24 protein-coding genes are annotated in these 24,736 nt (G+C 63.3%); 9 read left to right on the top strand and 15 right to left on the bottom strand.

Annotated features, from left to right (window positions below; translation table 11 throughout):
- Positions 1-5 precede the first annotated feature (5 nt).
- Entirely contained in the window at positions 6-716 is a 711-nt protein-coding gene (locus NKJ77_RS28665) for an SIMPL domain-containing protein (RefSeq protein ID WP_023672467.1), read from the top strand.
- A 268-nt stretch (positions 717-984) separates the two neighbouring features.
- Here the strand turns inward: NKJ77_RS28665 and NKJ77_RS28660 are convergent, their stop codons facing one another.
- Together NKJ77_RS28660 and NKJ77_RS28655 are read right to left on the bottom strand one after the other, a co-directional pair.
- On the bottom strand, positions 985-1,329 hold the full coding sequence (locus NKJ77_RS28660) for a hypothetical protein (protein WP_023672466.1): 345 nt from the start codon (positions 1,327-1,329) through the stop codon (positions 985-987).
- Positions 1,330-1,549: 220 nt separating this feature from the next.
- Positions 1,550-1,996: a YcgN family cysteine cluster protein gene (locus NKJ77_RS28655; RefSeq protein ID WP_023672465.1), complete on the bottom strand. Its 447-nt coding sequence runs from the start codon at positions 1,994-1,996 to the stop codon at positions 1,550-1,552.
- Positions 1,997-2,198: 202 nt separating this feature from the next.
- On the opposite strand from NKJ77_RS28655, the gene NKJ77_RS28650 reads away from it, so the two are divergent.
- Positions 2,199-4,394 (top strand): OmpA family protein, encoded by a 2,196-nt coding sequence (locus NKJ77_RS28650; RefSeq protein WP_023691506.1) that lies wholly within the window; start codon positions 2,199-2,201, stop codon positions 4,392-4,394.
- A gap of 326 nt (positions 4,395-4,720) precedes the next feature.
- Positions 4,721-5,236, top strand: a complete 516-nt coding sequence (locus tag NKJ77_RS28645; RefSeq protein ID WP_023672463.1) for a TIGR00645 family protein — start codon at positions 4,721-4,723, stop codon at positions 5,234-5,236.
- Positions 5,237-5,366: 130 nt separating this feature from the next.
- Here NKJ77_RS28645 and NKJ77_RS28640 read toward each other — a convergent pair whose 3' ends face one another.
- From NKJ77_RS28640 to NKJ77_RS28630, 3 genes are all read right to left on the bottom strand, one after another.
- Complete coding sequence (locus NKJ77_RS28640) at positions 5,367-6,233, bottom strand: SDR family oxidoreductase (RefSeq protein ID WP_023705827.1); 867 nt, start codon at positions 6,231-6,233, stop codon at positions 5,367-5,369.
- Between the two features lie 119 nt (positions 6,234-6,352).
- Positions 6,353-7,063 (bottom strand): helix-turn-helix transcriptional regulator, encoded by a 711-nt coding sequence (locus tag NKJ77_RS28635; RefSeq protein ID WP_198020319.1) that lies wholly within the window; start codon positions 7,061-7,063, stop codon positions 6,353-6,355.
- Between the two features lie 8 nt (positions 7,064-7,071).
- Entirely contained in the window at positions 7,072-7,944 is an 873-nt protein-coding gene (locus NKJ77_RS28630; RefSeq protein ID WP_023705828.1) for a S1C family serine protease, read from the bottom strand.
- Between the two features lie 169 nt (positions 7,945-8,113).
- Here NKJ77_RS28630 and NKJ77_RS28625 point away from each other — a divergent pair, with 169 nt between their 5' ends.
- Entirely contained in the window at positions 8,114-9,064 is a 951-nt protein-coding gene (locus tag NKJ77_RS28625) for a S1C family serine protease (RefSeq protein ID WP_023705829.1), read from the top strand.
- 4 nt (positions 9,065-9,068) lie between these two features.
- Here the strand turns inward: NKJ77_RS28625 and NKJ77_RS28620 are convergent, their stop codons facing one another.
- Entirely contained in the window at positions 9,069-9,980 is a 912-nt protein-coding gene (locus tag NKJ77_RS28620; protein ID WP_352536147.1) for an arginase family protein, read from the bottom strand.
- A 94-nt stretch (positions 9,981-10,074) separates the two neighbouring features.
- Positions 10,075-10,500: a VOC family protein gene (locus NKJ77_RS28615; protein WP_023705831.1), complete on the bottom strand. Its 426-nt coding sequence runs from the start codon at positions 10,498-10,500 to the stop codon at positions 10,075-10,077.
- A gap of 66 nt (positions 10,501-10,566) precedes the next feature.
- Here NKJ77_RS28615 and NKJ77_RS28610 point away from each other — a divergent pair, with 66 nt between their 5' ends.
- Positions 10,567-11,193 carry a TetR/AcrR family transcriptional regulator gene (locus NKJ77_RS28610; protein WP_023748199.1) on the top strand — a complete coding sequence of 209 codons (627 nt, stop codon included), beginning with the start codon at positions 10,567-10,569 and terminating at the stop codon, positions 11,191-11,193.
- On the opposite strand, the gene NKJ77_RS28605 is transcribed toward NKJ77_RS28610, so the two are convergent.
- Entirely contained in the window at positions 11,126-12,082 is a 957-nt protein-coding gene (locus NKJ77_RS28605; protein WP_023805957.1) for a LysR family transcriptional regulator, read from the bottom strand. The two genes, NKJ77_RS28610 and NKJ77_RS28605, sit on opposite strands and share 68 nt — an antisense overlap.
- A 109-nt stretch (positions 12,083-12,191) precedes the next feature.
- Here NKJ77_RS28605 and NKJ77_RS28600 point away from each other — a divergent pair, with 109 nt between their 5' ends.
- The 3 genes from NKJ77_RS28600 (at position 12,192) to NKJ77_RS28590 (ending at position 16,944) form a co-directional block, all read left to right on the top strand.
- Positions 12,192-12,827: an FMN-dependent NADH-azoreductase gene (locus NKJ77_RS28600; RefSeq protein ID WP_023672454.1), complete on the top strand. Its 636-nt coding sequence runs from the start codon at positions 12,192-12,194 to the stop codon at positions 12,825-12,827.
- Between the two features lie 110 nt (positions 12,828-12,937).
- Entirely contained in the window at positions 12,938-14,371 is a 1,434-nt protein-coding gene (locus NKJ77_RS28595; protein ID WP_245260775.1) for a 3' terminal RNA ribose 2'-O-methyltransferase Hen1, read from the top strand.
- Entirely contained in the window at positions 14,368-16,944 is a 2,577-nt protein-coding gene (locus NKJ77_RS28590; RefSeq protein WP_023733291.1) for a polynucleotide kinase-phosphatase, read from the top strand. Before NKJ77_RS28595 ends, NKJ77_RS28590 begins: the two co-directional genes overlap by 4 nt.
- Before the next feature lies 1 nt (position 16,945).
- Here NKJ77_RS28590 and NKJ77_RS28585 read toward each other — a convergent pair whose 3' ends face one another.
- Both NKJ77_RS28585 and NKJ77_RS28580 read right to left on the bottom strand, forming a co-directional pair.
- Positions 16,946-17,239 (bottom strand): HlyU family transcriptional regulator, encoded by a 294-nt coding sequence (locus NKJ77_RS28585; RefSeq protein WP_023701148.1) that lies wholly within the window; start codon positions 17,237-17,239, stop codon positions 16,946-16,948.
- A gap of 101 nt (positions 17,240-17,340) precedes the next feature.
- Positions 17,341-18,018, bottom strand: coding sequence for a PadR family transcriptional regulator (locus NKJ77_RS28580; RefSeq protein ID WP_023733292.1), 678 nt, complete (start codon positions 18,016-18,018; stop codon positions 17,341-17,343).
- A gap of 272 nt (positions 18,019-18,290) precedes the next feature.
- Between NKJ77_RS28580 and NKJ77_RS28575 the strand changes: the two genes are divergently transcribed.
- Positions 18,291-18,548: a DUF2798 domain-containing protein gene (locus tag NKJ77_RS28575; RefSeq protein WP_023672449.1), complete on the top strand. Its 258-nt coding sequence runs from the start codon at positions 18,291-18,293 to the stop codon at positions 18,546-18,548.
- Between the two features lie 45 nt (positions 18,549-18,593).
- On the opposite strand, the gene NKJ77_RS28570 is transcribed toward NKJ77_RS28575, so the two are convergent.
- The 5 genes from NKJ77_RS28570 to NKJ77_RS28550 all read right to left on the bottom strand — a co-directional run bounded on the left by NKJ77_RS28570 (position 18,594) and on the right by NKJ77_RS28550 (position 24,446).
- Positions 18,594-18,974: a thiol-disulfide oxidoreductase DCC family protein gene (locus NKJ77_RS28570; protein ID WP_023697082.1), complete on the bottom strand. Its 381-nt coding sequence runs from the start codon at positions 18,972-18,974 to the stop codon at positions 18,594-18,596.
- Positions 18,975-19,043: 69 nt separating this feature from the next.
- Complete coding sequence (locus NKJ77_RS28565; RefSeq protein ID WP_023672447.1) at positions 19,044-19,337, bottom strand: GYD domain-containing protein; 294 nt, start codon at positions 19,335-19,337, stop codon at positions 19,044-19,046.
- Positions 19,338-19,528: 191 nt separating this feature from the next.
- The gene (gene rpoD / locus NKJ77_RS28560; RefSeq protein WP_023672446.1) at positions 19,529-21,553 is read right to left on the bottom strand and encodes an RNA polymerase sigma factor RpoD; all 2,025 of its coding nucleotides are present in this window, start codon (positions 21,551-21,553) and stop codon (positions 19,529-19,531) included.
- Between the two features lie 412 nt (positions 21,554-21,965).
- Positions 21,966-23,906 (bottom strand): DNA primase, encoded by a 1,941-nt coding sequence (gene dnaG / locus NKJ77_RS28555; protein WP_352536146.1) that lies wholly within the window; start codon positions 23,904-23,906, stop codon positions 21,966-21,968.
- A 171-nt stretch (positions 23,907-24,077) separates the two neighbouring features.
- Complete coding sequence (locus NKJ77_RS28550) at positions 24,078-24,446, bottom strand: RcnB family protein (protein ID WP_023831369.1); 369 nt, start codon at positions 24,444-24,446, stop codon at positions 24,078-24,080.
- Positions 24,447-24,736: the final 290 nt, after the last annotated feature.

Below are 24,736 nucleotides of genomic sequence, written 5' to 3'. Positions count from 1 at the left end.
TTTTCATGACCAGACATATTTTGCCGCTCGCACTTGCCGCCGCGATCGCTTTTCCGGCGATGGCAAGCGCTGCCGATTCGCTGCCCCCGCCCCGCATCATCGTGTCGGGTGAAGGCCAGTCGACCGTGGCGCCTGACCTGGCGCTGCTGACGCTCAGCGTCATGCGCGAGGCCAAGACCGCACGCGCGGCACTCGACGCCAACAACGACGCCATGGCCGCCGTGATCGCGGCAATGAAGTCGGCAGGGATCAAGGACCGCGACCTGCAGACCGCCGGCATCCAGATCAACCCGCGTTACAACTACACCAACAAACCGGACGGCAGCCAGGAAGCCGAGCTTGTCGCCTACCAGGTGACCAACACACTCTCGGTGCGCATCCGCGACATCGACAAAACAGGTGAGATTCTCGACAAGGCTGTGTCGCTCGGCGTCAATCAGGGCGGAGGCATTTCGTTCTCCAACGAGGATCCGAAAGCTGCCGTCACCGAAGCCCGCAAGAAGGCGGTCGCCGATGCCATGGCCAAGGCCAAGACGCTGGCCGAAGCCGCCGGCGTCAGCATAGGCCGGGTGCTGGAAATCACCGACCAGAACGTTGCGCCGGCGCCGATGCCGATCAATGCAAAGGCCTTCGATGCGGCAGGCGCCGCGGTTCCCGTGCAGGCCGGCGAGAATGCCTACGCCGTGCAGGTAACAGTGACATTCGAGCTTAAGTAGCAGGCCGCCGGGCTGGGCGCGGTTCTGCTGAACCCGTCGGCCGGAACCGCAGATTTCCGACATGAAAAACCCCGGAGGACTGGCCTCCGGGGTTTTTTCGAGCCGCACCTTTCCGCGGAGGGAAAGGGGCTCCTGGCTGACCCTAGAAGGGTCATGCCGCTACTCCAGGTACTCCAGGCTGATCCTGGCAGAGGAACATGCCTCCGGATCGACCTTCGCAGAAGGTCGTATCCCAGACTGATCTTCGCAGAAGATCAGTCTGGTTCTCTTAGCGATAGATAACCGGGCAGCCGCGCTCATTGGCGAACACGACCACTACGCGATCGCCATACTGGCGGCCGGCGACCTTCACCACGCGGCGATTGACATCGACGATGCGGACGCGGTGCAGGCCCATGCGCTCGGCCTTGTCGAGGGCGCGGTCCGGCGAGCAGCGGCGCCAATTGCGGTCACGGCGAAAGCCGTCCTCATCGTCGCCGGTGTAGACGCCGACGCGGCGGTCATGGTTGTTGCCGAAGCCGAGATAGATCGAGTCCGCCTGGGCGGGCACTGCGGCAAGGGTGCCGAGAGCTACGAGACCCGAAAGGGCTGCCGTCTTGAATGAGTTGAACATTGTCTTCTCTCCTTGTTGAGGGCTTGCGCCCGTCTTGGTCGAACCGATGGGGGGAGAATGCTCCTTGCAATCTGAACTCTTCGCGAACCGGCCGTTCATTTTCGGTTAATCTGCCCGACAGGTCAAAAGCAACCGCCCCTTCCACCGCTGCAAACGATCCTGACCGTCAAAAACGTCCAATGGCGCGGAACGCCCTATGGCAACGTCCGTTCCAGAATGCTCAGGGCTCGTCGTCGAGCATATAGTCGAAATAATCGTCCGGCTCGGCCAGATCGGTCTCACTGGCGCGGACGCGGCCGCGCATGGAGATGCCGGCATCATGAACGGTCTCGGCACTTCCCGACACCAGCCTGTGCCACCAATAGAGGTCGTGCCCCTCGGCAACCAGCCGGTAGGCACAGGTTTTCGGCAGCCACGTGATGGTGCGCACATTCTGCGGCGTCAGCCCGACACAGTCCGGCACGCGCGCCAGCCGGTTGGCATAGTCCGAACAGCGGCAGCTTTGCCCATCGAACAGCCGGCAGCCGACTGATGTCCAGTAGATCTCGCCGGTATCCTCGTCCTCGAGTTTAGACAGGCAGCATTTTCCGCAGCCGTCGCACAGCGATTCCCACTCGGTGGGCGTCATCGCTTCCAGCGTCTTGGTCTTCCAGAACGGCGTTTCCATTATGGGTCGAGATGTGGCCTCCGCATGCGGCAAGGTCAAGCTGTTGTGTGACTTCAAGTTCCGGCCGCACCATAGGAAAAACATGAAGTTGCCTTCAAAACGCCGGTCAATCGTCCTTGGGTGCGGGTAATGCCTGCAAACCGGAACCAATCCGGTCAAGGACAGTTTGGGCAGGGATGGGACCCCACAAGGAGAATTTAAGATGAAACGCCAACCACGGGTACTGGCAGGTACGGCACTTGGCCTGCTTATGGCATCCGCGCCGTTGGGCGCATCCCCGTTGCAGGGCAACGCCGTTTTCGGCCCCTTGCAGCACACGGCCGCGCCACTGATCCTGGTCCAGGACGACCCTGCTGCAGATGGTCAGCAGACCGACCAGGAACTGCCGCGCAAAAAGAAACGCCAGCAGGCCGAACAGGCAGCGCCGGCCGCCGAGCAGCCTGCACCGGCTGCAGAGCAACCCGCCCCTGCCGCCGAGGAACAACAGCCGCGCAGGAAGAAGCGGGATCAGCAGCAGACCGAGCAGGCCCCGGCCGAACAGGCCGCACCTGCCGCCGAGGAACAGCAGCCGCGCAAAAAGAAGCGCAATCAACAGCAGCAGATCGAGGCGGCGCCTGCGGATGAGGGCGGCGCCCAGGCAGCGCCGGCGACCGATGAGCAGCCGCTCAAGCCACGCAAGAAGAAGCGTGACCAGCAGCAGATCGAGGCAGCACCGGCTGAACAACCGGCCGAACAGGTAGCTCCGGCAAATGAAGAACAGCCGCTAAAGCCACGCAAGAAGAAGCGCGACCAACAGCAGATCGAAGCGGCGCCCGCTGAACAGCCGGCCCAGCAGCCTGCCGAGCAGGCAGCGCCCACCGAACAGGTGGCGCCGGCAAACGACAACAAGTCGGGCAAGAAAAAGCGCAAGCAGGATCAGCAGATTGAGGCCGCGCCTGCCGACAAAGCGCCAGACGTCAAAGTTGCGCCTGCCGGAGAGCCCGCGCCGCAGGCCGAGCCGATTCAGCCCCCGGCCGATCAGCAAGCGGCTCCCGCCGAAGGTGAACAGCCGAAGGATCAGGCGAAAAAGCACGGCAAAAAAACTGTCGGCGAACAGCCGGTGACGGGCGAACAGCAGCCTGCGACCGGTGAACCACAGCCTGCGGAGCAACCGGCCAATGCCGAGCAGCCCGCGCAACGTGAGACGCCGGCGCAAGGCGAAGCCACGGCCAACCCCGACGAAGCACCCATCCTGGACAGCCAGAAGGATGCCAGGCGCAAGCACCGCAAGGACCAGGGCGGCAACAGCCAGAATGGCGACGGCCAAAATGGGAACGGCCAGAATGCTGGCGGCCAGACGGGCGAGCAGCCCGCGCAGGGCGGCACCGAGGCGCAAGCCCCGAAGCCGGCTCCGGTCGACCAGGGACCGCCGCCCACCGACGACAAGTCAGCTCAGCAGGCAATTCAGCCAGAAAAGATCGCCCCGGTGACGGAGGAAAAAGGCAAACGCGTCGAGCGTGCACCCGATGAGAACGTCCGCGACCGCCGGCGTCCGAAAGGCGTCGACGTCGTCAAGGAACTCGGCGACCGCGTCATCCTGCAGTTCAACAACCAGACGATCGTGGAAAGCAATGACGCTCCGCGCATGCACCGCGGCGCCAGGAATGTTTACTATGAGGAACTGTCGGGCGATCGCTCTCGGGAAATCGTCGAGCGCGACAATGGCATCCAGATCGTCACCATCCGCAACCGCAATGGCGACGTCATCAGGCGATCGCGCATCACGCCGGATGGGCACGAATATGTGCTGAGCTATGTCGACGAGCGCAGCTATGACGACGACAATGACTGGCGCGATCCCGGTGACGACCTGCCGCCGATGCGGCTCACCATCCCGCGCCGCGAGTACATCCTCGATTCGGAAGATGTCGAAAGCCCGGACGATTATTACGAGTTCCTCGAACAACCGCCGGTGGAGAAGGTCCAGCGCCTCTATTCCATCGACGAAGTGAAGCGTTCGGCGCGCGTGCGCGACATTGCCCGTCGCGTCGACCTCGATACATTGAACTTCGAGTTCGGCTCGGCCTCGATATCCGACACCGAAGTGCAGAAACTGGAAGGCGTCGCCACGGCCATGGAGAAACTGTTGAAGAAGAACCCGGCCGAAACCTTCCTGATCGAAGGCCACACCGATGCGGTTGGCACGCCGGAAGCAAACCTTGCTCTGTCCGACCGGCGCGCTGAGTCTGTCGCCGAAGCGCTGACCAATGCCTTCGGGATCCCGCCGGAAAACCTGACCACTCAGGGCTATGGCGAGGAATACCTGAAGGTCAACACCACGGCGCCCAACCGCGAGAACCGCCGTGTCGGCATCCGTCGCATCACCTCGCTGGTGGCACCGGTGGCGAGTAACAATTGATCTGCTTTCCAATAGCTTGAGCAGCTTTCTGGAATCAGATCGACAACAAGGACCCATCCCGGCAGATCGGGATGGGTCGAGCTGCGGACAGCAATCCCGGTTCAGCAAGAATTGTACTGGTATTAGAACCGGCTCATTGAATAGAGCGGCCGCCCTCCCCAGATTCAAGCCTGGGCGTTCCCTGCCCCGTCCCGACTCCAGCGGGATGCATTGAACCCCGCCGGCCCTCCCGGCGGGGTTTTTTTGCGTCGCAATTTGCCTTGCAAACTGCGGCAAGCTGATCGAAATACCCCAGTCGACCTCAGAAAGCTGACCGGAACCGCTGCATGAAACGTCTCGAACTCGCCATCGAATCGATCATCCTCGCCTCACGCTGGCTGCTGGTGGTTTTCTACATCGGGCTGGCCCTGGCGCTCGCCGTCTATGCGCTGTCCTTCGGCAAAAAACTCTACGAGTTCGTCATGGTCGCCTTCACACTCGACGACACCGACACCATCCTGAAGATGCTCGGCCTCATCGACGCCGCACTTGTCGCCTCGCTGGTGGTGATGGTGATCATCTCCGGCTACGAGAATTTCGTCAGCCGCTTCGACGACCAGGATGGCGGTGTGCACTGGCTGGGTACGATCGATGTCGGTTCGCTGAAGGTCAAGGTCGCCTCGACCATCGTCGCTATTTCCTCGATCCACCTGTTGCAGGTGTTCCTGAATTCGTCTTCCTATACGATCGACCAGCTGATGTGGCTGACCATCATCCACCTCGCCTTCGTCGTTTCGGCGCTGATGCTGGCCTATATCGACCGGCTGATGGGACTGAGCAAAGGCAAGAAGGGCGAGGAGTGATGAGCCCCTTTCTCCCCGTTCATGGGGAGGTGAGGCTGGTCCGCACAGCGGGCGAAAAGCCAATTGCTTGGTTTTTCGAACAACGCCGGCAGGTGGATGAGGAAGCAGCGCCGTCGGCCCGTGATTTCCGTCAGTAGATGCTTTTGACGTTCGTCGGCGAATTGGCAAATACCGCGTCCGGCACGAAAAAGTCTCCGGCCAGCGGCCCGGTCGCGCCTGGCGCGTAGGCCGCGAAATCGGTCACGCCCTCGGCCCGCAGCACCTCTTCATCGATGTAGAAATTGCCTGATGTCTCGCGCGATGGCCGCAGGAAGATGGCGTGTGCGGCATCGGCCATGATGTCGGGCAAGCGGCTCATCGCCGCGACCGTCGCGCCACCGAGCAGATTGCGCACCGCCGCCGTGTCGATGGTCGAGATCGGCCACAGCGAATTGACCGCGATGCCGTCCTTGGCAAACTCGGCGCTCATCCCCAGCGTGCACATCGACATGCCGAACTTGGCCATGGTGTAGGCGACGTGGTTCTTGAACCATTTGGCCTTCATATCGAGCGGCGGTGCCAGATTCAGAATGTGAGGATTCTCAGCCAACTTCAGGTGCGGAATGCACATTTTCGACACCAGGAAAGTGCCGCGCGTGTTGATCTGGTGCATCAGATCGTAGCGCTTCATGTCGGTCTCCAGCGTGCTGGCGAGCTGGATGGCGCTGGCATTGTTGACGCAAATATCGATGCCGCCGAACTTTTCGACGGTCTTGGCAACCGCCTCGGCCACCTGCGCCTCCTCGCGGATGTCGCACAAAACAGGCAGCGCCTTGCCGCCGGCCTGCTCGATCTCCTCAGCTGCCGAGTAGATCGTGCCCGGCAGCTTCGGGTGCGGCTCGGCGGTCTTGGCCGCGATCGTCACATTGGCGCCGTCGCGCGCAGCGCGCAGCGCGATCGAAAGACCGATGCCGCGCGACCCGCCGGAGATGAACAGCGTCTTTCCCTTGAGCGACATGTCTTGGCACCTCCCTTGCTACATCACTGACGCGAACCATTGCGCGGCGGCAATGCACTGCGCAAGGCCTCGGCAGCCTGCAACGGGTTACGCAACGTAGGCTCAAACGGAAAAGGGGGTTAGACCAGCACCAGGCCCTGCCGCATCGCGATCGCGATGGCATCCGTGCGGTTCGCAGCACCCAGCTTGATCAGGATCGCGGCGACGTGGAACTTTGCCGTATGCACGGAGATGTTCAGCCGCCGCGCGATCACCTTGTTGGGCGCGCCTTCGGCGAGCAGCGCCAGCACTTCCGTCTCGCGCGGTGACAGCGCTGGTCGGAGGGCGGCGCCGTCGTCAAAAGATTCCTCGCCAAACAGCCCGCTATCGGTTTCAGTTCCGCTCGCTATGTGATCGAAACCGCCATGACGATCCGGCGTCGAACGCCCATCCCTTGACACCCGGTAGCCGGCCGCCGCCAGTCTGACGGCAGCCGCGATCAGATTCGCATCCGACGCCAAAGGCAGCACGGCAAGCACCCGGTTTTCCGGCCGGCCAGCGCTCGCGGATAGCAGCACCCGTGGGATTGCGCTGTTGCCACCATCGGCCCGATCGAGCCAGGCCGCACTGTTCGCAACAGCGTCATCGACGACAGCGACGTCGACAATCCCGCTGCCGGCCACGACCGGAAGCAGATCGTCCGCCATCGCAAGCGAAGCCGACAGGCGCTCGGCACGCGCGGCATCGTGCAGCGCGATCAGCACCACGAGCTGGCGTCCGCCGCCCGCCACCTCCGGCCCACCCGCCTCCGATCCACTCGCCTCCGGCCTTGTCAGCGTCTCGCTTTCCATCGGCCCTCTCAGCTCAGCGGCTTTTCACCGACGGTCAGCGCGACATCGCGCTGCTCGCCGCCGCGCACCACGCCGAGCGTCACCGCGGCACCCGCGCTATCCGGCCCGAGCTTTCGGATCAGTTCGCGCGGGCCGTGCACGGCCTCGCCATTCCACGCCACGATGATGTCGCCCAGCGCAAGGCCGGCGGCCTTGGCCGGACCATTGTCGTCGAGGCTCATGACCATGGCGCCGCGCGCCGCGCCGTCACGGATCGGGTGCAGGCCGGCGCCGAGATAGCCGCGCGCGACATGGCCCTTTTCACGCAGCGTCGCCACGGCCCGCTCGACCGTCTCATAAGGCATGACCAGCGCACGACCACGCGGCCCGAACAGCAGCATGCCGATCAGCGCGCCCTTGGCGTCAAGCACCGGCCCGCCCTCGAAACGGCCGCCGGCATTGACGGCGAGATTGATGCGCCGATCGATGGTGCCGCCGCGCATCGAGCGCCAGGCGGGGCCGACCTCGCCGACCGAACCCGAGACGGCCAGCGCCGAACCCTGACTGCTGCCGATGGCGATGGCAAGATTGCCGGGCCGTACCGCGTCAGCCTTGGCGAGCGCAGGCGCCGCGACCGCGCCGGCCGGCTTCAGAAGCGCTACGCCGGTCGACGGATCGCGACCGACCAGTTCGGCCTTCACCGCTTCGCCCGAAGCCAATGTCAATTCGATCTCCTCACCGGCCTCGACAGCTTCCTCGGCGGTGACGAAATAGCCGTCACGCCAGTGGAAGGCGCTGGCGGTGCGATGGTGATGGGTGGTGAAACTTGCCGTTGCCGGCGCAGCCTTGGCGGCGAGATCGGCGATGGCCTCGGAAAATGCATTAAGGTTGAAGTCACTCATGATGATCTCCTGGGTTTTCTCATGCCCCAGATATCGCTCGGCAGTGCGCCCGGAGGTACTCGTCTGACGGCTAGTTACTGGTTTGACTGGCCATCTGGTCAGGTCGCGGCAGTTCGAGCCGCTCCGCACATATAGTCATCATCGCGCCTGAAAACACGGAGCCCCGCCAATGGCCCTCGCCGCCCACAAATTCGAGACCGACGACACACTGCTCGACGCCTATTCGACGACAGTCGCCGACGCCGTCGACCGCATCGGCCCAGCCGTCTGCCGCATCGAGCGCGTCGGTGGCCAAGGTGGCCATGGCTCCGGCTTCGTCATCACCCCGGACGGGCTGGTCGTTACGAATTTCCATGTCGTTGGCGATGCCAAAACGGTGCGCGTCTCTATGCCCGACGGCGCCTCCAGCGAAGGCCGCGTGCTAGGCCGCGACCCTGACACCGACATCGCGCTGGTGCGCGCCGATGGCAGCTTCACCGAAGTCGCGCCGCTCGGCGATTCCAAGCGGCTGCGGCGCGGCCAGATCGCCATTGCCATCGGCAATCCGCTCGGCTTCGAATGGACCGTAACGTCAGGCGTGGTCTCCGCACTTGGCCGTTCGATGCGCGCCTCGACCGGGCGGCTGATCGACGATGTCGTCCAGACCGATGCCGCGCTCAATCCCGGCAATTCCGGCGGACCGCTGGTGTCGTCGGCAGGCGAAGTCATCGGCGTCAACACCGCCATGATCCACGGCGCGCAAGGCATCGCCTTCGCGGTCGCTTCCAACACCGCCAACTTCGTCATTTCGGAGATCATCCGCTTCGGCCGCGTGCGGCGCGCCTTCATCGGCATCTCGGCCGACACCACCAGTTTGCCGCGCCGCGCAGCGCTCCTGTCGCAGGTGACCACCAGTACTGCGGTGCGGCTGCGCAGCGTCGAGAAAGACGGACCCGCGGCGAAGGCCGGCCTCAGGGAAGGCGACATCATCGCGGCGATAGACGGTCGCCCGGTCACCGGCGTCGACGACCTCGTGCGCATGCTCGACGCCGAACGCATCGGCCGCGAGACGCTATGCACAGTGGTGCGCCGCACCGGCGTCAGCCAGGTGACGGTGACGCCGGTAGCAAGGGCGAGCTGAGCCTTTATCGAGGCTTGAGCACCCGCCCGAGCAGCGACACCAGCAGTCGCGCAAGGTCACCGGTCGGGTCGAGGTCGGGATCGTAGATCGTCATGTCCAAGCCGGTGCAGCGCTGGTCCGCTGCCAGCGCCGACAGAATGGCAACGAGTTCATCGGGGTCGATGCCGGGGCTGCCGGGCGAATCCACCGCCGGCATCACCGTCTGGTCGAGCACATCGACATCGAGATGCAGCCAGTAGGGACAGCCGGCGCGCGCCAGCGTCGCTCTTGTCTTTTGCAACACTCCAGCCGCGCCGAGTTCCTGCGCGGCAAAGACGTCGATGCGCGTCACGGCGGTCGCATTGATGTCGGGCCAGGCAAAATCGGCATCGCGGCTCTCGCGTTCGCCGATCTGAACCACCGCATCGTCGGTGACGAGCGGACCGACAACACCTGGCCATTGCGCCAGCAAAGCCTCGCCGCGTCCGGTGGCAAGTGCCAGATCCATGCCGGCAACCGAGCCGAGTGAGGCATTGACATCGTAGTTGCCGGGATGGCGGAAATCGCTGTGGCCATCGAAATGGATCAGGGCGACTGCGCCCGAGCGCCGCGCGGCGACCAGTGCGCCAAGCAGGATCGAGCAGTCGCCGCCGATGATCAGCGGGAACTCGCCTTGCCCAAGCGCACCGGTGACGATCTCGGCAAGATCGAGGTTGAAGCAGCGGATCGCCGGACCATTACGCAGCCTAGTGCCCGGTTGCGGTTCGGTACTGTAGGCGGGTCTGTCGAGATCGACCACCCGCCCCGGCGCCAGCGACTCGATCAAACCAGCTTCGCTCAGCGCCTGCGGCGCACGCCAGGTGCCGGGCACATGGCCCGGCTCCAAGGGCCGAAGGCCGAGATTGGATGGCGCACGAACAAGGCAGATGTCACGCATGCGGCAGGCCCAGCTTCAACGTCACCAACATAGACCGCATGGTGCGGGTCCGGCCACAGCGGCCGGAGCCGCTGCCGACATTTGCTGCCATTGTTCAGGCGCCCGCCGCGCCCGCCGCGAATTGCGCCTGAAATTCCGGGCTGAGCGGGATCGGCTTGATGACGTCGATCAGCACGCCATTGGGATCCCTGGTGATGAAATGGCGCTGGCCGAAGGGTTCGTCGCGCAGCGGGCACAGGATCGGCAGGCCGGCCGCAACGATCCGTTCATAGACAGCATCAGGATCCCTCACCTCGAAATTGATCAGCAGCCCCGATGTGCGGCCGCGCCCCCCCTCGGGGATCGTCTCGTGGTCGCCCTGGACGATACCGAGATTGACCCGGCGATCCTCGGCAGACTGCAGATGCACATACCAGTCGCTCGCAAACAGCGGCTTGAAGCGGAAGTGATTGATATAGAAGGCTTTCGTGCCGGCTACGTCGCCCGTCATCAGCACCGGATAATAGCTCGTCGTCTTCATCTTTCTTTCTCCCGTCAGCCAACATACAGTTTGCATGTAATTCGAAATAACATACAGGCTGCATGTATGCAACGAGAAACCCCGCGCCGCTCCAACCGCGACCGCACCGAAGCGACGCGCGCCGACCTGATCGCTGCGGCGCGCAAACTGTTCATCGAAAAGTCCTATGCCGAGACCGGCACGCCGGAGATCGTTGCGGCCGCCGGCGTCACCCGCGGCGCGCTCTATCACCACTTTGCCGACAAGCAGGCGCTGTTTGCCGCCGTGGTCGAGCAGGAGGCGGCGGCGGTGGCGCAAGAGATCGAGCGCGCCTCGCCGCCTTCTTTGTTTGCCCGCAATGCGCTGATTGCCGGCTCGGACGCCTATCTCGCCGCCATGCGCGCGCCCGGCCGCACGCGGCTTTTGCTGCTCGACGGGCCGGCCGTGCTTGGCCGCGCCGCCATGGATGCGATCGACAATCACCACGGCAACCGGTCGCTGCGCGAAGGCCTGGTTGCGGCGATGCGCGAACAGTCGATGACCAGACTGCCTGCCGATGCGCTGACCGCTTTGCTCGCCGCCGCCTTCGACCGCGCAGCACTTGCCGTCGAGGCCGGCGCCTCGGCCGAAGACTATCGCGCCGTGCTCATGGCTCTGATCGATGGGCTGTCTCCGGCTCGCCCTCAGGCAGGTCGTCCGGGTCGAACTCGTTGAAGCAGCCGAGCTGGCGTTTGAACTGGTCGATCAGCCAGGCCGCCGCCGGTTTCGGGCTGCGGTCGGCGCGGTGCATGGCGTAGAGCGATGAGCGCACCTCGCTAAAAGGTTCAAGGTCGAGTTCGACCAGCCTGCCGCTGGCCAAATCGTCCGCGATCAGCCAGCGCGGCAACCCGCCCCAGCCCAGCCCCTCGCGCATCAACGTATGCTTGATACGCACATCTGTCAGCCGCCATGTACGATAGGCAAAGACGCCGAAGTCGCGTCCCTTGGTGCGTTCCGACTGGTCGCTGACAACCAGCTGGGTGTGCTCTCGCGCATCCTCGAGCGCCACCGGTTTCGGCAGCAGTGCCAGAGGGTGGGTGGGGGCGGCAGCCAGCACGATCGACATGAAGCCGATGCGCACGAGATGCACGTCGACCTCGCCCAGCAAGCCACCGATGCCAAGATCCGACTGTCCGCTGACGACATGGTCGGGGATCAGACCGAGCGTGCCGATATGCAGTCGCATCATCACGGTCGGGAACTGCGCCTCGAACGCCTTCAGCACCCGCACCAGCACCGGCGAGGGCAGCGCCGCGTCAACCGATAGCGCAACTTCAGCCTCCAGCCCCTGATGGTGACCGTCGGCACGCGAACGGATGCGCTGCAGCACGCCGACCATGCGCCGGGCGTCCTCCAGCATCGCCCGGCCGATTTCGGTCAGCTGCGGCTCGCGCGTGCCCTCGCGCTCGAACAGTTTCAGGCCAAGCTGCGCTTCAAGATTGGCGATGCCGTAGCTGATGACGGACTGCGCGCGGTTAAGCTTGCGGCCGGCGGCTGAGAAGCTGCCGGTGTCGGCGACCGCAACCAGGATCTGCAATTGGTCGAGCGTCGGATTGGGCTGCACGGCATACCTACTTTATGGATGGATCGTATAGAAAATATACCAGTTTTTTGAATGGGTCGGTAGGCCCATATCAGGCGGGAGAAATCAATTCCCACTGGAGAGAACCGCTATGTCTATCCTGCTTGTAACCTCGAGCCCGCGCGGCGCTGCCTCGCACTCGACCCGTATCGCTACCGAATTCGCTGAAAAGCTCGTCGCCGCCGACCCGTCGAATACGCTCGTCGTACGCGACCTCGTGGCCAACCCGCTGCCGCATATCGACACCGATTATGCGACCGGCATCTACACCCCCGTTGAAGCCCGCACGCCGCGCCAGGCCGAAGTCGTCGGCGTCTCCGACATCGTGCTTGACGAACTGTTCGCAGCCGACACCGTGATCCTGGCCACCGGCTTCATCAACTTCAACATCTCCTCGACCCTGAAGTCCTGGGTCGATCACATCTCCCGCTCCGGCAAGAGCTTCTCTTATGGCGAGGGTGGTCCCAAGGGCCTCGTCACCGGCAAGAAGGTCTATATCGTACTCGCCTCGGGCGGCATCTATTCCGAAGGTGCGGCCGTGCAGTTCGATCACGCCATCCCCTATCTGCGCGGCGTGCTCGGCTTTCTCGGCATGACCGATGTCGACGTCATCCGCATCGAAGGCGTCGGCATGGGCCCTGATGCCGTCACCGCCGCGCTCGCCAATGCGACGGCCAAGGTCGATGCCGTGGTGGCCAAGACCGCGAGCGCGCAAATCGCCGCGTAAGCACACCCCGTCATTCGCATTGAAAAGGCAGGCGCTTCGGCGCCTGCCTTTTTCCTTGTCAGGCGGCGCGATAGGTTGCGTGTCGAAAACGGATCTATCGCGTTACTAGATTGCCGCGCAACGCCATTGGTTATTCGGCCTGTCTGCGTTATCGGTCGCTGATGTTCCTTTCCGTCGCGACAACCCATCATCCAGCCACAGATCTCGGCTTCTTGCTGCACAAGCATCCCGAACGTCTGCACGAGACTGACCTATCCTTCGGCAAGGCCTGGCTGTTCTATCCGGAGGCGACCGATGAGCGTTGTGAGGCTGTGCTTCTGCTCGATGTCGATCCGATAGGGCTCGTTCGGGGCAAAGGCCAGGCAGAGGGCTTGCTGGATCAATATGTAAACGACCGACCTTATACGGCATCGTCATTTCTGTCTGTGGCTTTGAACAAGGTACTGCGGACAGCGATGACCGGCATCTCGAAGGAGCGCCAGCAACTGGCCGATAGCGACCTCCCGCTCGAAGCTGTGGTGACCCCGCTGCCGATGCGTGGCGGCGAGGCCCTGGTTCGAGATCTATTCGAACCGCTGGGATGGACCGTCAACCTGGCGCCGGTCGAAACTGTCGGATCTGGCGCGGGTGGACCACGATACGGTCATCTGAGGCTGACTGGCACCGGCCGCCTAAGCAGCCTGCTCAACCACCTTTATGTCCTGATCCCGGTGATGGACGACACCAAGCACTACTGGGTGGGCGAGGCCGAGATTGACAAGCTGCTGTCCAAGGGCGAGGGCTGGCTGGAAAACCACCCAGCCAAAGACCTGATCGTGCGCCGTTATCTGCGCAACCGAGGTGCGTTGGCCCGCATCGCCCTGGAGCGGCTGGCTCCGGAGACGGCCAATGAGGTCCTACCCCCCGAGGCCTGGGCTGCACCTGAGCAAGCGCTGGAGGCGCCCATCCGGCTGAACGACCTGCGCATGGACGCCGTGGTGCAAGCCATTCGGGCGACCGGAGGGACCAGTGTTGCAGATTTGGGGTGTGGCGAAGGCAAGCTGCTCTATCGGCTCGTGCGCGAAAAATGGGTCCACAAGCTGTTCGGGCTCGACCCCGCTATTCGTGAACTGGAATGGGCCGCCAAGCGTCTCAAACTGAACGAGTTCGGGGGACCGCCTGAAGACCGGGTCACGCTGCTGCACGGATCGCTGACATATCGCGACAGCCGATGGGCGGAAGCCGACGTCGCGGTGCTGGTCGAGGTCATCGAACATCTCGACGAAGACCGGCTGCCAATGATCGAGCGTATTATCTTCGGCGAGACAGCGCCAAAATTCGTGATCGTGACTACGCCGAACGCTGACTACAACCCCTTGTTCCCCAGTCTGGCCGCCGGCGCTTTTCGCCATCCGGATCACCGTTTCGAATGGGGCCGGGTTCGGTTTGAAGCCTGGGCGGCCAGGATCGGCGAGATCTATGGCTATAGCGCCGCCTTAAGTGGCATCGGAGCCGTGGACCCCGTGCTCGGCGCGCCGACGCAGATGGCGGTGTTCACCCGATGAGAGAGCCAGACAAGACCGACCTCACCATCCCTGACTTCGCCCTCGTCGTGCTGATCGGCTCGACGGGATCGGGCAAGTCGACCTTCGCCGCCAGGCACTTCCTGCCGACCGAAATCATCTCGTCGGATCGCTGCCGCGCGTTCGTCAGCGACAACGAGACTGATCAGGATGTCTCGGCCGACGCTTTTGATTTGGTGCGCGAAATCGCCGGCAAACGGCTCAAGCATCGAAAGCTGGCCGTCATCGACGCGACCAATGTGCGACCCGCTGATCGCAAGGCGTGGGTCGAGCTGGCGCGCAAATGGCACGCTTTGCCGGTCGCCGTGGTCATCGATCCGGGTGTTGATGTTTGCGTCGCCCGCAACGCGCTACGAGCCGATCGTCCCTTCGGCGCCGGCGTTGCCCAGCGCATGACGAACGAAATTCGCAAGGGCCTCGGCGGCCTGCAACGCGAAGGTTTCCGTCAGGTCTGGAAGCTCACCGGCGAGGCCAGTATCGACGCGGCCAAGGTCTCGCGTCAGCCATTATGGACCGACAAGCGCGACGATTGCGGTCCTTTCGACGTCATAGGTGATGTCCATGGTTGCGCCGACGAACTTCAGACCTTGTTCTGTCAGCTCGGTTACAGCATCGCCTGGTCCGACGGCCATGGTGATCGGACCGTCACTGTAACGCCGCCAGAAGGCCGCAAGATCGTCTTTGTCGGCGACCTCGTCGATCGTGGTCCCAACGTGCCCGACGTCTTGCGCATCGCCATGAGCATGGTCGCGGCGGGAACCGCCTACTGTGTCCAGGGCAATCACGAACGCAAACTCAGCCGCTGGCTGGAAGGCCGCAAGGTCACGATCGCCCACGGCCTGCAGCAAACCATCGACCAGTTGGACGCTCAGGATCGCGGCCTGCGAGAGGCTTTGCCGGCCTTCCTCGACAGCCTGCGCAGCCACGTCTGGCTGGACGGCGGACGCCTCGCCGTGGCACATGCCGGACTCAAGGAAGAGATGATCGGGCGCGGTTCCGGCGCGGTGCGCGAGTTCGCCCTCTATGGCGAAACCACGGGCGAAATCGACGAATTTGGCCTGCCCGTCCGTGCCGACTGGGCAGCCGCCTATCGGGGCAAAACCAGCGTAGTATACGGGCACACGCCGGTGCTGTTGGCGGAGTGGGTCAACAACACGCTTTGCATCGACACCGGCTGCGTGTTCGGCGGCAAGCTGACTGCCTTGCGCTGGCCGGAACGCGAACTGGTCGACGTGCCGGCAGTCGAGACCTGGTCCGAACCCGTGCGTCCCCTCGGCGGACCGGGCCTTGGCAAATCGGCACAGGCCGATGCCGACGGCGTGCTCGACTATCAGGATGTCTCTGGGCGACGCTGGATCGAGACCGAACTGAAAGGCAGGGTTGTCGTGGCCGAGGAGAACGCGTCGGCGGCACTTGAGGTGATGAGCCGCTTCGCGCTGTCGCCGCAGTGGCTGGTATATCTGCCGCCGACAATGTCGCCATCCGAGACCAGCAGCCAAGCCGGCTGGCTGGAACGCCCCGAGGAAGCTCTCAGTCATTTCCGCGAGCGTGGCGTCACCCAAATCCTGTGCGAAGAGAAGCACATGGGTTCGCGGGCAGTCATCGCTCTGTGCCGAAACGCGCAGACGGCGCGCGACCGGTTCGGGGTATCTGGCGACGAGACAGGCGCGATCTGGACCCGGACCGGACGCTCCTTTTTCAGCGACAGCGGCATGACGGAGCGCCTGCTCAATCGCCTGCGCGCCAGCGTCGACGCTGCGGATCTATGGCAGGAATTGAACAGCGACTGGTTGCTGCTGGACACCGAGATCATGCCATGGTCGGCCAAGGCAAGCAGCCTGATTGAAAGCCAGTACGCCCCAGTGGCAACGTCTGCGGCCGCTGGGCTCCAGGCCAGCCGCGAAGCGCTGGCCCGTGCGATGGCACGCGGCGTGGATACGGCCGCGCTCAAGGCTCGCATTGAGGACCGCGCCGCGCGTGCCGCCAGATACGCCACTGCCTGGGCGCCTTACGTGTGGCCGGTCTCGGGCGTCGACGACCTGAAGGTCGCGCCGTTCCACCTGCTGGCAAGTGAGGGATGCGTCTGGTACGACCAGAACCACGTTTGGCACATGACGCTTGCGGACCGTCTGGCTGCCGGGGGCGGCGTGGTAACGCGAACGCAATGGCGGATGGTTGACCTGGCCGATGCCGGTTCTTGTGCGGAGGCCGTCGCCTGGTGGGAGACGCTGACCGACTCAGGCGGCGAAGGGATGGTAGTGAAGCCGCACGACTTCGTCAGCCGAAACAAGAAGGGGCTCATGCAACCGGCGCTGAAAGTGCGCGGCCAGGAGTATCTTCGCATTATCTATGGCCCCGAATACGATGCGCCGGACAATCTCGTGCGCCTGCGCGAACGAGGCTTGGGTGGCAAGCGCAGCCTGGCGCTCAGAGAGTTCGCGCTCGGTCACGAGGCACTGAAGCGGTTTGTCGCCAAGGAACCGCTGCGACGTGTTCACGAGTGTGTTTTCGGCGTCCTGGCGCTGGAGAGCGAGCCAATCGATCCGAGGCTGTAGGCTACCCGAACATCCTCTCGCCTTGCTCGTCGACCAGTTGCATGCCCTTCTTGATCGAGATGTCGACGGCGTCGCCCAGTCCGGCAAAGCGATCGGCGCGGATGAATTTGTGTTCCTTCATCACGCCGTCGACTTCCTTCGAAACCACGCCGCAGGTCTGGTATTGGCCCCCCTCCGCCTTGTAGGGCGTGGCACTGATCAAAAATCCCTTGTGCTCAACCTGCTTTGCCGGTGCTGCGCTCTTGGGCTCGCCCCCCTCACCGCCACCACCGAAAAGACGCTTCAGAAAAGACATGGGGCTTCCTCCAACGGCAATCATCCTGCACCACGTCTCGCGGTGCAGGATGATTTTCAGTACCGTTCCTCAGTCGAACGGGCAAGCGTTCTCGCCAGGGGTCAACCGCGCGATAGCGCTTCCAGGGCTTCAGCGGCGGCTTCCAGGACTGCAATCGCCTCGGCCTGCTTTTCAGCCGACGCGTCGACGAGATCGCCGAGCGCGGCACGCAGCCGGTGACGCACGGCGCGGAACTCCTCGCGGGCTTCCGAGCGACCCCGTCCACCACGCCGTCCGCCTTCCTCGCCGTCGTCGTTCCAGCCGAACCAGTCCCGCGCTTTCGCCATCTTGCGGCCGAAGCGCTCGAGATGCTCCAGCACGCCGTCGATCATCTCGCGGTTCTCGGCGAGATGCGCCTGGCCCGCCTCGGTGATCGAAAACACCTTCTTGTTGCCGTCGGCGGCTGAAGCCGCATAGCCGGCCTCTTCCAGGAAGGTCAGCGTCGGATAGACGACGCCCGGGCTCGGGCTGTAGATGCCGCTGGTGCGCTCTTCCAGCGCCTTGATGATGTCGTAGCCGTGGCGAGGCGCCTCGGCCAGCAGCGACAGCGTGATCAGCTTGAGATCGCCGTCGGCCAGCATGCGCCCGGCGCGAAACATGTCGCCCGGGCCGCCGCGTCCACCGCCACGTCCGCCATGGCCGAACGGACCAAAGCCGCTGCCCCCTCTTCCACCAAATTTGCCTGCCATGTGCAGGAATGCGCGCTCGGCGCGCTCGCCAAAGGGATGATGTCTATGCATGAATTGCTCCTTGAGTTATATCTTACGATACATCTTAATTAGGCTTGCCCCGCCGACGAGTCAAGATATATCTTACGATGTATCTAAAGGCGGCGCCAGAAGGTTGATTTCGCCGCCGCCGGCAGCTAGAAAGCGCGTGAGGGCCAAAACCTCTCCGTAAGCGTCTGACGTCAAGCAACGCATCCACCCCGGTCTTTCCGGGCAGTTCCGCCGGAAACCCGGCGCAATGGATGCCAAATGCGACGGACCGGATGTTTCAGGAAAATCCAAAAATGACCACGACCCGTAAGCGCGGCAAGCTGCCGGCGCGCTATGCCGCGATCGTCAGTCCGCTGGTGCTGTCGCTGCTGATGACCTTCATCGTCTCGTTCATATCGACGCTGAAAAGCCTTGGACTGCAACCTGATTTGCCGGCTGTCTGGCTCACTGCCTGGGGCCTGTCCTGGCTGGTAGCGTTCCCAACGTTGCTCATGGTGCTGCCGGCGGTGCGCCGCATTGTCGGCTGGCTTTGCGAGCCGGCGTCCCGGTAACGCCCATGACGGTAAGGCCCGCAGATATCTTCGGGCCTTGCCTCGCTACCAGCGGCCCTTGCGCCGGTTCCAGGCATAGAGAAGATCGGCGAAACGATCATAGGCCAAGCGCGTCAGCGGCAGCGCGACCGGATTGCCGAAGAGCGTCGCCAGCCAGCCCTCGCCCGGCGTCGCCCGCCAGACGGCAACCGCGACATCGGCGCCGACCAGCAGCCTGCCTTCGGCATCGGTGGCATGCAGCCGGCGGCGTATGTCCTCCAGCGAGGCGCTGTAGCCAGAGAGCGCCGCCGGTTCGAGGTTGATGTCGCGGAATTCGATCCGCCCGGCCTTGATCGCCTCGATCAGCCGCCGTTTCTGCCGGGTGATGCCGCCATCGCAAACCGGGCAGCGTGTGTTGTACCAGACGGTCAGCGCAGGCTTGGACATGGCGCGACTATCACCCTGACGGCACGGCCCCGCAATAAGACGCCGAGCCGCACGGACCCGCGCCCAGCGCTATCCAAGCGAAGTGACGATCTCGCGATAGGCAAATTCCGGGAAAGCCTTGAGCGTTCGCGTCTTGACGCTGCCACCCGTTGCCAGCATCAGGGCGAAACGAGCAAGCACAGCATCGTCGGGCGCCTCGATAATCGCCACCATGTCATATTCGCCCATAGTCAGGTAAAACGCCTTGAACGAGCCGCCCATGTCGGCCAGTTGCTTCTTGGCGGCATCGAGCCGCTTCGGCGACTCTCGGATGTTTCTGGCGCCCTGTTCCGTCCAGTTCATCAGCAGGATGTAGGTTGTCATCACACACCTCCCTCCGGCGCCACGGAGCACGGCTGAGGACATCAGCCGGGGCGGACATCCGGTTTTTTCGCCCAGAACATGCATCCGACCAGGCAAGTATCCTCCCGACGGAGATGGGCGACAAGAGCCTTCACCCGGCAACAAAAAGGGCGCCATCGGCGCCCTTTTCGAATGCTGGTCTGTTGCCGCTATCAGCTGTCGAGGAAGCTCCTCAGCTTGCGGCTCCGGCTCGGGTGCTTGAGCTTGCGCAGCGCCTTGGCCTCGATCTGGCGGATACGTTCGCGCGTCACCGAGAACTGCTGGCCGACTTCTTCCAGCGTGTGGTCGGTGTTCATGCCGATGCCGAAGCGCATGCGCAGCACCCGCTCCTCGCGCGGCGTCAGCGAGGCGAGCACCCGCGTGGTGGTCTCGCGCAGATTGGCTTGGATCGCCGCATCGATCGGCAGGATCGCCATCTTGTCCTCGATGAAATCGCCCAGATGCGAATCCTCTTCGTCACCCACAGGGGTTTCGAGCGAGATCGGCTCCTTGGCGATCTTCAAGACCTTGCGCACTTTTTCGAGCGGCATTGCGAGCTTTTCTGCCAGTTCCTCCGGCGTCGGCTCGCGGCCGATTTCATGCAGCATCTGGCGCGACGTGCGCACGATCTTGTTGATCGTTTCGATCATGTGCACCGGGATGCGGATGGTGCGCGCCTGGTCGGCAATCGAACGCGTGATCGCCTGCCGGATCCACCATGTCGCATAGGTCGAGAACTTGTAGCCGCGGCGGTATTCGAATTTGTCGACCGCCTTCATCAAGCCGATATTGCCTTCCTGGATCAGGTCAAGGAACTGCAGGCCGCGATTGGTGTATTTCTTGGCGATGGAAATGACGAGGCGCAGGTTGGCCTCGACCATTTCCTTCTTGGCGATAGCGGCTTCGCGCTCGCCCTTCTGCACCTGGTTGACGATCTTGCGGAATTCCAGGATCGAGATCGCCGTCTCGGTGGCGAGGTTCTGGATTTCCGAACGCAGATCCTTGATCGCGTCCTTCTCGTTCTTGGTGAATTCCTTCCAGCCGCGCGAGGTCAGGTTGCCGATCGAGCGCGTCCAGTTCGGGTCGAGCTCGGAGCCCTGATATTCCTTCAGGAACTCCTCGCGGCGCACGCCATAGCTTTCGGCTAGGCGCAGCAGCTTGCCTTCGTTCTGCACCAGGCGCTTGTTGATGTCGTAAAGCTGCTCGACCAGCGCCTCGATGCGCGCCGTGTTGAGCGACAGCGACTTCACCGCCTTGATCAGCTGGTCCTTCAGCTCCTTCAGGCGGCGGTCCTGGCTGGGCGACAGCGTGCCGGTCGCGGCCAGACGGTTCTCGACCTGCTGGTCCTGCAGCTTGCGCAGCTTCTTGTAGGTGTCGGCGATGACGTCGAGCGTCTCCATCACCTGCGGGCGCAGTTCCGCTTCCATCGCGGCCAGCGACAGGCTCGCCTCGTCCTCGTCTTCCTCGTCGTCGTCGACCAGGCCGCGCGTGTCGGCGCCGACATTGGTGATGTCGTCTTCCTCGTCGCGTCCACGCCTCGGCTTGTCCTCGGCCTTGGGCGCCTCCTCGATGCGCTCGACCACCGGCGCCTGCTTGGCTTCGGGGCCCGCATAGGTGGCTTCGAGGTCGATGATCTCGCGCAGCAGGATCTTGGATTCGTTGAGCTCGTCACGCCAGATGATGATGGCCTGGAAGGTCAGCGGGCTTTCGCAGAGGCCCGCGATCATCGTCTCGCGGCCGGCCTCGATGCGCTTGGCGATCGCGATTTCGCCCTCGCGCGACAGGAGCTCGACCGAGCCCATCTCGCGCAGATACATGCGCACCGGGTCATCGGTGCGGTCGGTCGGCTCTTTCTTGGTGGTCGTAGCGGCGACGGCGGTGCCGGTCTGCTCGGCCAGCTCGTTGGCGTCTTCCTCGGCGTCGGCATTGCTGTCGGCGGCCTCGGGCTCCTCGCTCTGATCGTCGTCCTCGACCACGTTGATGCCCATGTCGGACAGCATCGCATTGATGTCTTCGATGCGATCCGGATCGGTCTCTTCCGACGGCAAAACCGCGTTCAGTTCGTCGAGAGTCACATAGCCTCGCTTCTTGGCGGCCTTGATCATCTTCTTGACAGCATCATCGGAAAGGTCGAGCAGAGGCCCATCGGTGGCGCCTTCACGTTCGGTCTCGACCTCTTCCTTTTCCTTTGTCGCCATAGTCTTTATCTTCTCCTAGCGGCCGAGCATCGAAGCCGCGTAGCTGCCGCACCGGTCAAACTACATGCGCTGGTGGCGCTTAACCGGGCCGGTAACCGAATCAACTCTTTTGTTTGTTCATATCGTGCCCCCAAAACCGGTTTTCACTTTTGGGCGATATGCATTAAGTCCAGATTAACCCTGATATCTGTGGCAGGCTGACAGCCTGTCCAGTGATCAGCACCTCGCGTCAGTGCATTTCCATCGACGCCGGCACGGGTTAAGGTTTCGAATCGTCCTGATTCCGTCATTCTGCCAGAAGGTCAAGCGCCTCTCGCATGATTCGCATCAAAAAAGCGAATCAATTACCCGACTTAGAGGCGTCGATTCGACGCGCAGCACGTACATCATCCATTCTTGCGCAGGTTTCGACCTACACGCGCCCACCCCTGCCCGAGGACACACCGAAGCCTTCGATCAGCGCTTCCGTTGCTTGTACATCACGGAACTGCGCCTGAATCTCGATGAGGTGCCGGTAGTTTTCGTCAGTGGGATCGCTGGCGAGCGCTGCTTCCGCCTGTTTCAACTCCTTATGTAAGGTGCGCGCGCTGCGCTGCAAGTGCAGCGCCTGGTTGAAGGCGTCGCGGGCATCGTCAAGCGCTGCGGTTTCCAGCGCGGGCCATTGCCTGGCCCGTTGGATGAGCGCCACGGCGCGCGCCCAGATATCGCTGCAGCCGGCACGTTCGATGGTGGCGATCACCGCGCTACGGTCATTGGCCATGTCGTGCGCCATCGCATCGAGGATGGCGGCGTGCAGCCGCTGCAGATCGGTGTTGGCGAGATCGAGGAACTCGACATGGGCGAAGTTCTCGTCGATCAGCGCCGGATGGTTGACGAGGGCTACGATGATCGTCGCCTCGCGCACCGACATCATCTCGCCACCGCGTTTGACCATGGCGGAGCGGCCGAGGCTTTCGGTGATCGCGGCGCGCGCGCCTGCCCCGCTGCCTTTGGCGAACTGTCCGCCGGGTGCGGGCGTTTTGCCCTGCCCCGGTTTCCAGTCCTGGCGACCTTGCCGCACTTCGCGCTGGGCGCTGAAGAAGGTCAGCTCCCGCTCGCGCATCCACTGCTGGTAGTGGTAGCGCTGGCTCTCATCGCGGATGCGGCTGGTCAGTTCGCGCAGCGTCTTTGTCAGCCCCGCCCGCCGCTCCGGCGTGTCGAAGACGCCACCGGATGTCTCACGCATCCACAACAAATCAGCGAGAGGCCGCGCTTCCGCCAGCACGGCACGAAACGCGTCCGGCCCTTCTGCCTTGACCAGATCGTCGGGATCCTTGCCCTCCGGCAACAGTGCAAAGCGCACCGACCGCCCGGCCTGCACCGACGGCAGCGCGAGATCCGCGGCCCGCCACGCCGCCTTCAGCCCGGCCTGGTCGCCGTCGAAGCACAGCATCGGCTCAGGCGCCATGCGCCACAGAAGTTCGAGCTGGTTTTCGGTGAGCGCGGTGCCGAGCGGCGCCACGGCATTCTCGAAGCCGGCCTGCGCCAGCGCAATCACGTCCATATAGCCTTCGACGGCAATCACCGTGCCGCCTTTCGCCAGCGCTTTGCGGGCTCGGGCGAAATTGTAGAGCACGTTGCCCTTGTGGAAGAGCTCCGTGTCGGGCGAATTCATGTATTTGGCCAGCGCATCGGGCGCCAGTGCGCGGCCGCCAAAGGCGATGATCTTGCCGCGCGAATCCGGGATCGGGAACATGATGCGATCGCGGAACCAGTCATAGGAGACCGGGATATCGTCGCCATGACGCACCAGCCCGCAGGCCTCGATGTCGGCCTTGGGCACACCCTTGGCGGCAAGATGTTCCTTCAGCGCATTGCGGCTGTCGGGCGCAAAGCCCAGCCGGAACGATTGCTGCGTCGCCGGCGTCAGCCCGCGATCCCTGAGATAGGCGCGGGCTTTTGCACCCTCCGGTCCTTGCAGCCGCTCCTGGAAGAAGGCAGTCGCCATCTCCATGACGTCGGTCAGACTGGCGCGTTCCTTCTCACGCTGTTCTTCCCGCTCGTCGCGCACCGGCATCGGCACGCCGGCCATGTCGGCGATCTTCTCGACCGCTTCGGGAAAGCTTAATCCGTCGAGCTCGGTCAGGAACTTGAAATGATCGCCCGACACCGAACAGCCGAAACAGTGATAGCGGCCCTTCTTGTCCTCGCAGTGGAAGGAGGGGCTCTTTTCGCCATGGAACGGACAACAGGCCCAATAGTCGCCGCGCGAGGCGTTGGTCTTCTTCCTGTCCCATGCGACGCGCTGGCCGATGACCGATGAAATCGGCACACGGTCGCGTATCTCATCGAGAAAGGCGGGCGGAAAGCGCATTGGGGAACTCGTTTGTCCCTCATATAATCATGCTCGCGGAATCCGACGACCCTTATTGCGGACCATACCCGGTTTCCACAGCCAAAAAGCCCGGTTTCTACAGCCAAAAGAAAGGCGGCCGTTTCGGGCCGCCTCCTTTCAAGTCTCGGCATTGCGCCGGCGAGGCCGGGCTTAATGCGCGGCAATGGCGCCGAAGATGATGCCGGACAGGACACTGACCAGCACATAGTCGTTGCCGACGCGGATCCATTCCTGGCCGCGGCCGGGGCGATGCAGGCCATAGCGGCCATAATCGCGGATCGGCTGGTGCCGCTTCCAGCTGGAATATTTCTGGCCATTGCGCCAATAGCTGCGCTTGACGACCACCGTCTTCTTCACGACGCGCTTCCTGACATCGACATGCTTGCCGGGCCTCTGCCAGTCGACCTGCGTGTAATTCGACTGCGGTGCGACCGGTGCGTTCACCGGTGCGGCCTGGCCGGTAAGCGAAGTGGCGGCCAGCATCGAGAAAGCGAGGGCGGAAAGAACAATACGTTTCATAGCGGGGCTCCTTGGTTGTCGATGCCTAGGGAATAGCCCCCGAAGGATGAACCGAAACTGAACACTAGCATTACATTTACGTAATGAAATCCAGTGCTTACCCTGGATATTTGAACATCATCGCAAAGGCGATTGCCGGGAGTCCGGCAAACCGGGACGATCCGCTGCCATCACCAGGGATCCGCCATGCAACCATTTGCGCATCCGTCCATTTTCCGACACGCCCTGTCGCGCCGCGACGGCTCTTGAAATCGACAAGATTTTATTACCCGGCTAAAATATTCCGGATA

Source organism: Mesorhizobium sp. M0052 (assembly GCF_040323255.1).
Lineage (GTDB): Bacteria > Pseudomonadota > Alphaproteobacteria > Rhizobiales > Rhizobiaceae > Mesorhizobium.
This window is presented reverse-complemented; position numbering and strand designations above follow the sequence as displayed.

Coding starts and splice junctions, on each gene's coding strand:
- NKJ77_RS28665 (WP_023672467.1), top strand. CDS start 6: ATGACCAGACATATTTTGCCGCTCGCACTTGCCGCCGCGATCGCTTTT.
- NKJ77_RS28660 (WP_023672466.1), bottom strand. CDS start 1,329: ATGTTCAACTCATTCAAGACGGCAGCCCTTTCGGGTCTCGTAGCTCTC.
- NKJ77_RS28655 (WP_023672465.1), bottom strand. CDS start 1,996: ATGGAAACGCCGTTCTGGAAGACCAAGACGCTGGAAGCGATGACGCCC.
- NKJ77_RS28650 (WP_023691506.1), top strand. CDS start 2,199: ATGAAACGCCAACCACGGGTACTGGCAGGTACGGCACTTGGCCTGCTT.
- NKJ77_RS28645 (WP_023672463.1), top strand. CDS start 4,721: ATGAAACGTCTCGAACTCGCCATCGAATCGATCATCCTCGCCTCACGC.
- NKJ77_RS28640 (WP_023705827.1), bottom strand. CDS start 6,233: ATGTCGCTCAAGGGAAAGACGCTGTTCATCTCCGGCGGGTCGCGCGGC.
- NKJ77_RS28635 (WP_198020319.1), bottom strand. CDS start 7,063: ATGGAAAGCGAGACGCTGACAAGGCCGGAGGCGAGTGGATCGGAGGCG.
- NKJ77_RS28630 (WP_023705828.1), bottom strand. CDS start 7,944: ATGAGTGACTTCAACCTTAATGCATTTTCCGAGGCCATCGCCGATCTC.
- NKJ77_RS28625 (WP_023705829.1), top strand. CDS start 8,114: ATGGCCCTCGCCGCCCACAAATTCGAGACCGACGACACACTGCTCGAC.
- NKJ77_RS28620 (WP_352536147.1), bottom strand. CDS start 9,980: ATGCGTGACATCTGCCTTGTTCGTGCGCCATCCAATCTCGGCCTTCGG.
- NKJ77_RS28615 (WP_023705831.1), bottom strand. CDS start 10,500: ATGAAGACGACGAGCTATTATCCGGTGCTGATGACGGGCGACGTAGCC.
- NKJ77_RS28610 (WP_023748199.1), top strand. CDS start 10,567: ATGCAACGAGAAACCCCGCGCCGCTCCAACCGCGACCGCACCGAAGCG.
- NKJ77_RS28600 (WP_023672454.1), top strand. CDS start 12,192: ATGTCTATCCTGCTTGTAACCTCGAGCCCGCGCGGCGCTGCCTCGCAC.
- NKJ77_RS28590 (WP_023733291.1), top strand. CDS start 14,368: ATGAGAGAGCCAGACAAGACCGACCTCACCATCCCTGACTTCGCCCTC.
- NKJ77_RS28585 (WP_023701148.1), bottom strand. CDS start 17,239: ATGTCTTTTCTGAAGCGTCTTTTCGGTGGTGGCGGTGAGGGGGGCGAG.
- NKJ77_RS28580 (WP_023733292.1), bottom strand. CDS start 18,018: ATGCATAGACATCATCCCTTTGGCGAGCGCGCCGAGCGCGCATTCCTG.
- NKJ77_RS28575 (WP_023672449.1), top strand. CDS start 18,291: ATGACCACGACCCGTAAGCGCGGCAAGCTGCCGGCGCGCTATGCCGCG.
- NKJ77_RS28570 (WP_023697082.1), bottom strand. CDS start 18,974: ATGTCCAAGCCTGCGCTGACCGTCTGGTACAACACACGCTGCCCGGTT.
- NKJ77_RS28565 (WP_023672447.1), bottom strand. CDS start 19,337: ATGACAACCTACATCCTGCTGATGAACTGGACGGAACAGGGCGCCAGA.
- rpoD (WP_023672446.1), bottom strand. CDS start 21,553: ATGGCGACAAAGGAAAAGGAAGAGGTCGAGACCGAACGTGAAGGCGCC.
- dnaG (WP_352536146.1), bottom strand. CDS start 23,906: ATGCGCTTTCCGCCCGCCTTTCTCGATGAGATACGCGACCGTGTGCCG.
- NKJ77_RS28550 (WP_023831369.1), bottom strand. CDS start 24,446: ATGAAACGTATTGTTCTTTCCGCCCTCGCTTTCTCGATGCTGGCCGCC.